The organism is Acinetobacter sp. WC-141, from assembly GCF_000313935.1.
In the GTDB taxonomy this organism is placed as follows: Bacteria; Pseudomonadota; Gammaproteobacteria; order Pseudomonadales; family Moraxellaceae; genus Acinetobacter.
Window position 1 is genome coordinate 79,195 of record NZ_AMSS01000072.1, and the last position, 11,250, is coordinate 90,444.

Annotated in this window: 9 protein-coding genes, 4 tRNA genes and 1 pseudogene; all 14 read left to right on the plus strand. The window is 39.9% G+C overall.

The annotated features are described in order from the left end of the window. The first annotated feature begins 5 nt into the window (after window positions 1–5). The 14 genes and pseudogenes from ACINWC141_RS14520 to tuf all read left to right on the plus strand — a co-directional run bounded on the left by ACINWC141_RS14520 (window position 6) and on the right by tuf (window position 11,245). Window positions 6–1,199 carry a hypothetical protein gene (locus tag ACINWC141_RS14520; RefSeq protein ID WP_009392324.1) on the plus strand — a complete coding sequence of 398 codons (1,194 nt, stop codon included), beginning with the start codon at window positions 6–8 and terminating at the stop codon, window positions 1,197–1,199. A 7-nt stretch (window positions 1,200–1,206) separates the two neighbouring features. Beyond that, window positions 1,207–1,647, plus strand: a complete 441-nt coding sequence (locus ACINWC141_RS14525; RefSeq protein ID WP_034678749.1) for an acyl-CoA thioesterase — start codon at window positions 1,207–1,209, stop codon at window positions 1,645–1,647. A 194-nt stretch (window positions 1,648–1,841) separates the two neighbouring features. Beyond that, window positions 1,842–2,168, plus strand: a complete 327-nt coding sequence (locus ACINWC141_RS14530; protein ID WP_002053185.1) for an H-NS histone family protein — start codon at window positions 1,842–1,844, stop codon at window positions 2,166–2,168. Between the two features lie 332 nt (window positions 2,169–2,500). Next, window positions 2,501–3,244 (plus strand): type II secretion system protein N, encoded by a 744-nt coding sequence (gene gspN, locus ACINWC141_RS14535; RefSeq protein WP_009392302.1) that lies wholly within the window; start codon window positions 2,501–2,503, stop codon window positions 3,242–3,244. Continuing rightward, entirely contained in the window at window positions 3,244–4,080 is an 837-nt protein-coding gene (locus ACINWC141_RS14540; RefSeq protein ID WP_009392300.1) for a type II secretion system protein N, read from the plus strand. Before gspN ends, ACINWC141_RS14540 begins: the two co-directional genes overlap by 1 nt. Before the next feature lie 41 nt (window positions 4,081–4,121). Further along, window positions 4,122–6,392 (plus strand): type II secretion system secretin GspD, encoded by a 2,271-nt coding sequence (gspD, locus tag ACINWC141_RS14545; protein WP_009392337.1) that lies wholly within the window; start codon window positions 4,122–4,124, stop codon window positions 6,390–6,392. 40 nt (window positions 6,393–6,432) lie between these two features. Beyond that, complete coding sequence (locus tag ACINWC141_RS14550) at window positions 6,433–7,059, plus strand: FHA domain-containing protein (protein ID WP_009392230.1); 627 nt, start codon at window positions 6,433–6,435, stop codon at window positions 7,057–7,059. Window positions 7,060–7,124: 65 nt separating this feature from the next. Continuing rightward, a complete protein-coding gene (locus ACINWC141_RS14555) occupies window positions 7,125–7,793 on the plus strand; it encodes a phosphoglycolate phosphatase (protein ID WP_009392349.1) in 669 nt (222 codons plus the stop codon). Window positions 7,794–7,902: 109 nt separating this feature from the next. Further along, window positions 7,903–9,396: an anthranilate synthase component I gene (trpE, locus tag ACINWC141_RS14560; protein WP_009392263.1), complete on the plus strand. Its 1,494-nt coding sequence runs from the start codon at window positions 7,903–7,905 to the stop codon at window positions 9,394–9,396. 98 nt (window positions 9,397–9,494) lie between these two features. Next, window positions 9,495–9,570 (plus strand) — tRNA-Thr (locus ACINWC141_RS14565). 54 nt (window positions 9,571–9,624) lie between these two features. Further along, window positions 9,625–9,708 (plus strand) — tRNA-Tyr (locus tag ACINWC141_RS14570). Window positions 9,709–9,745: 37 nt separating this feature from the next. Further along, window positions 9,746–9,821, plus strand: a tRNA-Gly gene (locus ACINWC141_RS14575). Window positions 9,822–9,834: 13 nt separating this feature from the next. Next, window positions 9,835–9,909 (plus strand) — tRNA-Thr (locus tag ACINWC141_RS14580). A 146-nt stretch (window positions 9,910–10,055) separates the two neighbouring features. Then, window positions 10,056–11,245, plus strand: a pseudogene (gene tuf / locus ACINWC141_RS14585) (elongation factor Tu). The last annotated feature ends 5 nt before the right edge of the window (window positions 11,246–11,250 follow it).

Sequence of the window (11,250 nt, forward strand, 5' to 3'; positions counted from 1 at the left end):
GAGATATGAAACACCTCCTATCGGTTTATTTCGTAATCAGCTTAATACTCTTTGCAGCTTTAGCTTTATTTAGTTATGGCTATGGAATGGGGTATGTCTATATCTACTGGCGACAATTGCAGTTGCAAACAAATGTCTGGGGATTAACCCTTGCTTTTGTGGTGTTGAGTTTTATTGCTCAACTGGTGTGGCTTTGGATTAAACGATATTCCTCTCGTGAGCAGAGGAAAAGTGAAAATATCTTCCAGTTTAAAAACCTTCATCCTTATGAACAATTAGGTATTGTCTGGTTACTAGAGGCTGCCGAAGATCAGCGTGTTTTTATTGAACGTGTTTTTACTCAATCAGGACTTTTAAAAAATATTATTGATGCCAAGTTTCTGGTTTTAAGTGGAGACTATCCAAAAGCATTGGCTGCTTTAGATCAGTCTCCACCCATGGCATTTGAATTGGCAGAGTTAGAGCGAATCGAAATCTTTTTAGCCCAAAACGAAGCTGACCGTGCCTTAACTCATCTTGAATTTTTATACCAGCATCAGTTGTCACCGTGGCTTCAAGAAATAGAAACCGCCTACCAGCAACGATTAACTGCGTTATGGGGGCAATTGGCGCTGCAACATCCATGGGTATATTTGCGGTCAATGAAGTATGGATTATTAGATGCTGAGCACCGTGACTTATGGTTACAGCAACTTCTTCAGCAATTTGATGAAGCTTCTATTGATGACTTACATGCTTTGCAACAACGTTATCTGGATTTAGAGTCCGAGATTCAAACTCGACCGTATAGCAGTAAGTTGTTATGGCTCAAATTACTGGCGCGTATGCCTGATATGAGCATGCAGCATGCAGCCTTAACACTACACCTATTAAAAGAGCAATTTGATCCAGAAGTGTTTTATCTGTGGTTTCAGCAACAATTGCTTAAACAGGTTCCAGACTATGCTGATGTCGAAGAAAAAATTATTGAATTAGAAAATCAATATATGAATTTGCCAGTTTTAACCTTTGCAAAATGGCATGTCTATATGGCAACTGGACGTCAAGCAGAGGCTGAAACATTATTAACATTATATCCAGATAATATTTTAATGAGCTATTTGCGTATTAAGTCTACGCTTAATGAAGATGAGGTGTTAATCAAACAGTTAAACCTAATCTTTGAAAATGATGCGAATTTTTTAAAATTTAAAATATGAGGCAAAAATGAAAGAACTGTCTGTCTACCCGATAATATATGAACAGAAAGTAGCGTGGGGAGATATGGACGCTTTTGGTCATGTCAATAATGTACAATATTATCGATATATTGAAAGCTCACGTATTTTATATATGGAAGCGATAAATATATTAACCCCACAATTATATACCGTTGTAGCTTCCAGCCAATGTAAATATTTAAAGCCAGTTCTTTATCCAGATGTATTGAAAGTGGGTGTTCGCGTGGAAGAGCTCCGTAATAGTGCATTCCGTATGGCTTATATATTATGGAGCGAAACCCAACAACAAATTGTGGCTACTGGTGAAGCAGTTATGGTCTGCGTAGATAAATTAACAGAACGAAAATGTAAAATACCTCAGGAAATAAAACAAAAAATTATTGAGCTAGAAAAATCTGTTGGACATGACTTAATACATTTATCTTAAATAAATATTAATAAAATATATTTCATTTATAATTGATAATGTAATTAAAAGGTAATTTTTTGGTTTATTCTGATGAACACGGCTTTCAAACTATTGCTTATTGAATAGATTATAAATAATATTGGTCTTGATTTTATGTTTTTAAATTTTGTCTGTATTATTTTGAATTGTCTGTAAGACTGGAGTATTTATTAATGAAACCGGATATCAGTGAATTATCTGTTGAAGAGTTAAAACGCTTACAAGAAGAAGCGGAAGCTTTAATTGCAAGTAAAAAAGATCAAGCAATCGAAGATGCTTATAATCAAATTATCGAGATCGCTGAAAATGTAGGTTTTAGTGTTGAACAACTTCTTGAGTTTGGTGCTCAAAAACGTAAGAAAACAACACGTAAATCTGTTGAACCGCGTTACCGCAACAAAAACAATTCTGAAGAGACTTGGACTGGTCGTGGTAAACAACCACGCTGGTTGGTTGCTGAAATTGAAAAAGGTGCAAAACTTGAAGATTTCTTAATCTAATCGTATTGCCGTTTTAAAAGCCAGACAAATTTGTCTGGCTTTTTTATGCGTGAAAATATCTAAAATTTTGTGGTAAATATTATTTAAGAAATTGAGTGTTTAAATTCATCTTTAAATACAGTGTTGAGATCAAATGTGCATTTAGTTCTTTTAGTACTGGGTTTTCATGATTTTGTCATACGTTCACCTTATAGTCTTAATACCGAAGCCAAGCCCGATTGCTTGGTTTTTTTATATGAAGTGAATTGGCGATGTTGAAAAAGTATGCATAATGTCAGACTAGGGAGCTACTCTCAAAATAAGGATGATAATTTGCATGTTGGTAAGGCTGAATGAAGAAAAAGTCTAAGCAATGGAAGTGGTGGTTATTTGCCCTCATTGCATTTTTAATTTTTATTATTTTACAGATCCCGGCGACTTGGCTTATTTCTAAATTTTCAAAGAATAATCAAACTCTACACAATGTAAGTGGAAATATCTGGCAAGGCCAAGCAGATTGGCGGCGCGGTACTTTGAGAGGCTCGATTCATTGGAAAACTAGACCTCTTGACCTATTTTTATTAAGGTTCGCTGCTGATGTAGATATCCATAGTGGAAATACCCAATTATCTGGGGTAATGGCCTATGGTGTTGGAAAAAAAGTAATTGTAAAAGCTATGAATGGTCAGGTTGCGCCTGAAACATTAAAACAAATTGTGAACTGGCAATGGCCTGTGAATAGTATCCAGTTAAAAGATATTAATTTTAATTATAAAAAAGAGCAGGGTTTCGCCGCAGTTGATGGTCAATTGCATTGGGGTGGTGGTGCTTTGATTTATAATATTGGTGATCGTCAAGACCGGATGAATATGCCCTCTTTAAATGGGCAATTAACGGATCAAAATGGTCAATTACAGATTGATATACGTGATCAACGCAGTCAAAAAATGGCAAACCTTTTATTAGATGCCAACATGATGCTTGATATGCAGCTTACGCAAAGATTATTACTGAATATTCCGTCTTATGATGGGAAAGCTGGTTTAGATACTTTTGTCATTAGTTCTCGCCAACCATTACTACAAGGTGGTAACTAATGAAAGTATGGATTGAGAAATTACAGCAACTACAATGGCAAAAATTAGATCGGTTAAGTGTGGTGGTATTTGCCTTTTTAGTTCTATGGCTGTGTTGGAAATTGGCTTCATTATTTTGGTGGGTTATTGCACCGCCCCAAATGATGCAGTTTGATCGGGTAGAGTTAGGATCACAGCAGCCACAGATTCCTAACATTAGTACTTTTTCGCTTTTTAATGAACCTTCTGCCAATGCAGCCCAGGAAAATGTCAACCTAGAATTGCAAGGTGTGATGGTGGGCTATCCGAACCGTTTTTCTTCGGCTGTTATTAAGCTTGATAATACTGCTGACCGGTATCGGGTGGGTGAAACAATCGCTTCTACATCTTACCAGTTAGCAGAAGTTTATTGGGACCACGTGATATTACGTCAAGGTAATGGAAGTACGCGTGAGCTTCAGTTTAAAGGTTTGCCAAACGGTTTATATCAGCCCATGACACCGGATGCTTCACAACCAACTGCGACTACGCCTCAGTCATCGGCGCCTGTTAATACGACTCAAGAGGCGCTTGGCCAGGCTATTCAGCAAATGCAGGGGAACCGAGAGCAGTACCTCAAAGATATGGGGGTAAGTGGGAACTCAAGCGAAGGTTTTGAAGTTACAGAACGTACACCTACTGCGCTTCGAAATAAGTTAGGTTTAAGGCCGGGTGACCGGATTGTTTCTTTAAACGGTCAAACGGTTGGGCAAGGACAAACGGATGTGCAGTTACTTGAACAGGCTCGTCGAGCTGGGCAAGTGAAATTAGAAATAAAACGTGGTGATCAAGTGATGACCATACAACAAAATTTTTAGTGATAACACGTCACCATAAGAGTTAGGAATTATCGCAAGTTATGGCTTTATTGAATCATCAACGTCCACTTTGGGCATTACTTGCAGCAGCTCCATTGATTGCGACAGTGAGCAGCAGCGTCTATGCCCAGACATGGAAGATCAATTTACGTGATGCTGACTTAACTGCATTTATTAATGAAGTTGCAGACATTACGGGGAAAAACTTTGCAGTAGATCCGCGAGTGCGTGGCAATGTCACAGTAATATCGAATAAGCCACTCAACAAAGATGAAGTTTATGATCTTTTCCTTGGGGTCCTAAATGTAAATGGGGTGGTGGCAATACCTTCTGGGAATACCATCAAACTGGTGCCAGATAGCAATGTTAAGAATTCGGGAATTCCTTACGACTCTAGAAATAGAGTGCGTGGTGATCAAATCGTCACTCGAGTCATTTGGCTTGAAAATACAAATCCAAATGATTTAATCCCAGCACTTCGCCCTTTAATGCCTCAATTCGCACATATGGCTGCGATAGCAGGGACGAATGCGCTGATTGTTTCGGACCGAGCTGCGAATATCTACCAACTTGAAAATATCATTCGTAACCTCGACGGTACGGGACAAAATGATATTGAAGCGATTAACTTGCAATCGAGTCAGGCGGAAGAAATCATTACTCAACTTGAGGCAATGAGTGCAACGGGAGCTTCGAAAGATTTTAGTGGTGCACGTATTCGTATTATTGCAGACAACCGAACCAATCGTATTTTAGTAAAGGGTGACCCTGAAACACGTAAGCGTATTCGTCACATGATCGAAATGCTGGATGTACCTTCGGCAGACCGCTTAGGGGGCTTAAAAGTTTTTCGATTAAAATATGCAAGTGCAAAAAATTTATCAGAGATTTTACAAGGTCTTGTAACAGGGCAGGCTGTTTCTTCATCAAATAGTAATAATAATTCTTCTAACTCGTCGAATCCGATCAATAATTTGATGGGTAATAACCAAAATTCCAGTTCAAACACATCTGGTTCAAATGGTAGCTCAATTTCTACGCCATCTATTAACTTAAATGGCAATTCAAATAGTAATAATCAAAACAATATCTCTAGCTTTAGCCAAAATGGTGTGAGCATTATTGCAGATAATGCCCAAAACTCGTTAGTGGTTAAGGCTGACCCACAATTAATGCGTGAAATTGAATCTGCGATTCAGCAGCTAGATGTTCGGCGTCAGCAAGTTCTTATTGAGGCTGCCATTATTGAGGTTTCGGGTAAAGATGCCGATCAATTAGGGGTGCAATGGGCACTTGGTGATATCAATAGTGGTATTGGTTTAATTAACTTTACGAACGCAGGTTCAAGTCTAGCTTCACTGGCAGCTGGTTATTTAACGGGTGGTGCTTCTGGTTTAGGGAGTGCAATTGGAGCAGGTAGTTCAATTGCATTAGGAAAGTATAAAGAGGGTGCAGATGGTTCTCGTCAGCTTTATGGAGCTTTAATTCAAGCTCTAAAAGAGAATACAGCTTCTAATTTGTTGTCTACGCCTTCTATTGTGACGATGGATAATGAAGAAGCTTATATTGTTGTCGGTCAGAATGTTCCATTTGTAACAGGTTCGGTTACTACAAATAGTACAGGCATCAATCCATACACCACTGTTGAACGAAAAGACGTAGGCGTAACATTAAAAGTTATACCTCACATAGGTGAAAATGGCACAGTTCGACTTGAAATTGAACAGGAAGTTTCGAATGTTCAGGCGAGTAAAGGTCAGGCAGCCGATTTAATTACCAATAAACGTGCTATTAAAACTGCTGTATTGGCTGAGCATGGACAGACAGTAGTTTTGGGTGGTTTAGTATCTGACGATGTTGAATTTAACCGTCAAGGTATTCCTGGGTTAAGTAGTATTCCATATGTAGGTCGGTTATTCCGCTCGGATACTCGAAGCAATGTAAAACGTAATCTTCTCGTCTTTATTCATCCAACAATTGTGGGTGATGCAAATGATGTGCGCCGTTTGTCTCAGCAGCGCTACAACCAGCTTTACAGCTTACAATTAGCGATGGATAAAAATGGCAACTTTGCCAAACTACCTGAACAGGTTGATGATGTCTATAATCAAAAGATGACACCACCTAGTATCGCTTCTCAGCCAAAAAATTACAGTCAAGTTCCTTCTGGTGGCAAAAGCTCGACAGTAACAACACCTATAGCAGTAGAACCAGCGGTTCGAAAACAGTCCTTACAGTTGCCTGAACCTGAAATTAATCGTACTAAAAATACAGTAACAACAACGACACTGCGCCCAAACACAGCACAGTAGTAGCATGTTATGATTGATAAAAAATGAATGGGACATACGTATGACTTGGAAACTACAAGCAATTACTGGTGAAATTACGGGCCAAGAAATTAGTGTCGATCGTGATATGTTGGTAGGCCGTCATCAAGATGCCGATGTGTTGTTACAAGCTGCTGAAATTTCACGACGCCACGCGGCATTGCTTTTAAAAGATCAAGCGCTATGGGTGCAAGACCTTAATTCATCAAATGGCACATTTGTAAACGATATTCGTATTGAGCAAGAAAAGCAGCTACATGATGGTGATATTGTTCAGTTCGCTAGTTTTAAATTTTCTGTATTAGCGCCTGCACAGAAAGTCACGGAATTACCTGAAATTGAAGCCGAGCCTGTAAATACCACATCATCTCCAGATTTAAGCGATCAAGGTATGCCGAGCCTTGCAGAGCGTGCTGTAGAAGTAGAAGTTCGTCGCGATGGAATGCCGCAGAATATTTCTATTCCAAAGCCTGCACCGATTCCAGAGGGTGTGGATATTAATGCACAACAGCAAACGCCTATTGCTTTTGATGAGCCAGTTTCTCGTGTTGCTGAAGAAAAAGAGCAACAGAAGAATGCATCGGTTGGTTTAATCACTATTATTATTTTAGTAATCTTAGCTTTATTGGCATGGTTATTCTTTAAATAATCCTTTGCTGCTTTTACAATCAAGGCATGCTAAAAGCATGCCTTTTTAATTTTGAGAAGAACAAGATGTCTGTTGCACAACTAAATAAGCGCGATTTAATTTTATTTGATTTAGATGGAACACTGGTTGATTCTGCTGCTGATTTATATAGATCAATGAATTTAAGCTTACAAGAATTAGGCTGGCCTTTAATAACAGAAGCCCAGATACGAGAATGGGTCGGTAAAGGAGTATCTAAACTTTGTGAAAGTGTTCTGTTTCATATTTTTGGGAAATTAGATGCTGAACAGCATAAAATCCTACTACAGAAATTTGTTGATATTTACAGTGCCGAGCTTTGTGTGAATACTCAAATTTATCCTGGAGTCACTGAGTTTTTAAAGCATTGTAAAAATTTGAATATACATATGGCATGTGTTACCAATAAACCTGTGCAACTTGCTCAAGGATTACTTGATGCATTGGAGCTTTCTCCTTATTTTCAAGTCGTGCTTGGGGGAGATAGTTTGCCAGAGAGAAAACCACATCCATTACCTTTGTTGCATTGTATGCAAAGTTTAAAGATATCTGCTTCGCAATCATTAATGATTGGCGATTCAAGTAATGATATAGAAGCTGCGCGCCGTGCGGGAATTGATTGTATTGTGGTTAGCTATGGCTATAATCATGGAGAAAATATCTATGATTGCCAACCGCAGCAAGTGGTTGATAGTTTGGCTGAGTTAATTGTCTAATGAGTGAAATGGAGATCAGCATGAATAAGCGTATGGTTTTTCGATGGCGTGTCTAAATCGAAACTAGAAAAACACCGTTTTAAATCGAAACCATATTAGAGAAAAATTCATGACTACATTAGCGCAATTTGAACAACTTAAGGCATCAGGTTACAACACGATCCCAGTTTATCGCCAGCGTTTGGCAGATACGGAAACACCGTTATCTGTTTTTGCTCGGTTTAAGGAGCAAAAACAAGCTTATTTATTTGAGTCGGTTGAAGGTGGTGAAAACTGGGCGCGTTATTCCATGATCGGTTTAGGTGAATCGACAGTTTTTTCATGTAATGCAGGGGTGTTGTCTATACAACATGCTGATGGTTCGGTCACACAAGAAGATTGTCTAGATCCATTTGAATATATTCGTGAATTTCAGAAGCAATTTTCAGTTCCATCAGCTGAGCTTTTACCAGACTTACCAAGTTTTACTGGCGGGCTGGTTGGTTATTTGGGCTACGATGCGGTTCGCTACATAGAGCCGCGCTTAAAGAATGTCCCTGCGGCTGATCCTATTGCGTTACCAGATTTGTGGTTGATGCTATCAAAAACAGTGATTGTTTTTGATAATTTGAAAGATACTTTATTTTTAATTGTTCATGCCGATACTGCACAGCCAAATGCCTACGAAGATGCTCAGCAAAAGCTAGATCAATTAGAGCAATTGTTGGCTACACCTGTTAGCTTGCAAGCTAAGCCGCATACACCACCTCATTTTGAATCAATTACGGGTAAAGCGAAATTCCTTGAGACCATAGAAAAGGTTAAAGAATACATCCGTGCGGGTGACGTTATGCAGGTTGTGCCTGGACAACGCATGGTTTCTGACTTTGATGGAGAGGCTTTACAGGTTTACCGTGCTTTGCGTCATTTAAACCCTTCACCTTATTTATTCTTGGTACAGGGTCAAACAATTACAGATAAAAAGCCATTCCATATTGTAGGGTCATCACCTGAAATTCTCTCTCGTCTAGAAAATGGTATTGCGACAGTTCGCCCGTTGGCTGGTACAAGACCACGTGGAAAAACTAAAGAAGAAGATATCGCTTTAGAAAAAGACTTACTTTCTGATGAGAAAGAAATCGCAGAGCATTTAATGTTGATTGACCTTGGTCGAAATGATGTTGGGCGAGTTTCTAAAATTGGTAAGGTCCAAGTGACTGATCAAATGGTCATTGAGCGCTATTCACATGTCATGCACATTGTTTCAAATGTACAAGGTGAAGTACGTGATGATATCGATGCACTAGATGTATTTAAAGCAACCTTCCCCGCAGGTACTTTATCTGGCGCACCAAAAATTCGTGCAATGGAAATTATTGATGAAGTCGAACCTGTTAAACGAGGGGTTTTTGGCGGGGCAGTAGGGTATCTAGGGTGGCATGGTGAAATGGATATGTCGATTGCAATCCGCACCTGTGTTATCCGTGATAAAAAAGTGTATGTGCAGGCTGGAGCAGGCTTGGTTGCAGACTCAAATCCTGAATCAGAATGGAATGAAACCCAAATAAAAGCTCGCGCAGTGATCAAAGCGGTTGAATTATCGTCAAACGGATTGATTTTATGAGTTTTTAGCAGTTTTTTTTAAAAAACTGCTTGCATCGTTTGGAAGTTTTGCTAAACTGCACACCGTTCCGATACGAAACGTACGAAACACTAAGAAGAGCCGGCATAGCTCAGTTGGTAGAGCAACTGACTTGTAATCAGTAGGTCCACAGTTCGAATCCGTGTGCCGGCACCATCTTAAGAGTGTTGAGTTGTTGTGTAAAGGATAACACTGAAATAAGTGTGATATGGTGAGATTCCCGAGCGGTCAAAGGGGGCGGACTGTAACTCCGCTACGAAAGTTTCGAAGGTTCGAATCCTTCTCTCACCACCATTAACTTCGATTGAAGTGCTAAGTATACCAGCATCGTGCGGGAGTAGCTCAGTTGGTAGAGCGGCAGCCTTCCAAGCTGCATGTCGCGAGTTCGACCCTCGTCTCCCGCTCCATCGAAGGATAATCGCTCTTATAGCTCAGTGGTAGAGCACTCCCTTGGTAAGGGAGAGGTCTCGAGTTCAAATCTCGATAAGAGCTCCAGATACAGTTTAGTAGATTTTCTACAAAGATTTAAAAAGCAGGCTTATTAGTCTGCTTTTCAAGTATTGGGTGTTTGATTTTTTAGGCGATATGTCGATGCTGGGTCTTACTCAGAATTGTGTTCGACGTAAACGAGGACTATAAACATGGCTAAGGCTAAGTTTGAACGTAATAAGCCACACGTAAACGTGGGCACAATCGGTCACGTTGACCATGGTAAAACAACTTTAACTGCTGCGATTGCAACTATTTGTGCAAAAACTTACGGCGGTGAAGCGAAAGATTACTCACAAATCGACTCAGCACCTGAAGAAAAAGCACGTGGTATTACAATTAATACTTCACACGTAGAATACGATTCTCCAATCCGTCACTACGCGCACGTAGACTGCCCAGGTCACGCCGATTACGTTAAAAACATGATTACTGGTGCTGCTCAGATGGACGGCGCGATCCTTGTGTGTGCTGCGACTGACGGTCCAATGCCACAAACTCGTGAACACATCCTTCTTTCTCGTCAGGTTGGTGTACCTTACATCATCGTATTCTTGAACAAGTGTGACCTTGTTGATGATGAAGAATTACTTGAATTAGTAGAAATGGAAGTTCGTGAACTTCTTTCTACTTATGACTTCCCAGGTGATGACACTCCAGTTATCCGTGGTTCTGCGCTTAAAGCATTGGAAGGCGATGCTGGTCAATATGGTGAGTCTTCAGTTCTTGCTCTTGTTGAAGCGCTTGACTCTTACATTCCAGAACCAGAACGTGCTATCGACAAAGCATTCTTAATGCCAATCGAAGACGTATTCTCTATCTCAGGCCGTGGTACAGTAGTAACTGGTCGTGTAGAAGCTGGTATCGTTAAAGTTGGTGAAGAAGTAGAGATCGTTGGTATTAAAGATACAGTTAAAACAACTGTAACTGGCGTAGAAATGTTCCGTAAGCTTCTTGACGAAGGTCGTGCAGGCGAGAACTGTGGTGTATTACTTCGTGGTACTAAGCGTGAAGACGTACAACGTGGTCAAGTACTTGCTAAACCAGGTACAATCAAGCCGCACACTAAATTCGATGCAGAAGTATACGTACTTTCTAAAGAAGAAGGTGGTCGTCATACTCCATTCCTTAACGGCTACCGTCCACAGTTCTACTTCCGTACAACTGACGTAACTGGGCAATCCAATTACAAGACGGCGTTGAAATGGTTATGCCAGGCGACAACGTTGAAATGTCAGTAGAATTAATCCACCCAATCGCAATGGACCCAGGTCTACGTTTTGCGATCCGTGAAGGTGGTCGTACTGTAGGTGCTGGTGTTGTTGCGAAAGTAACTGCATAATCACT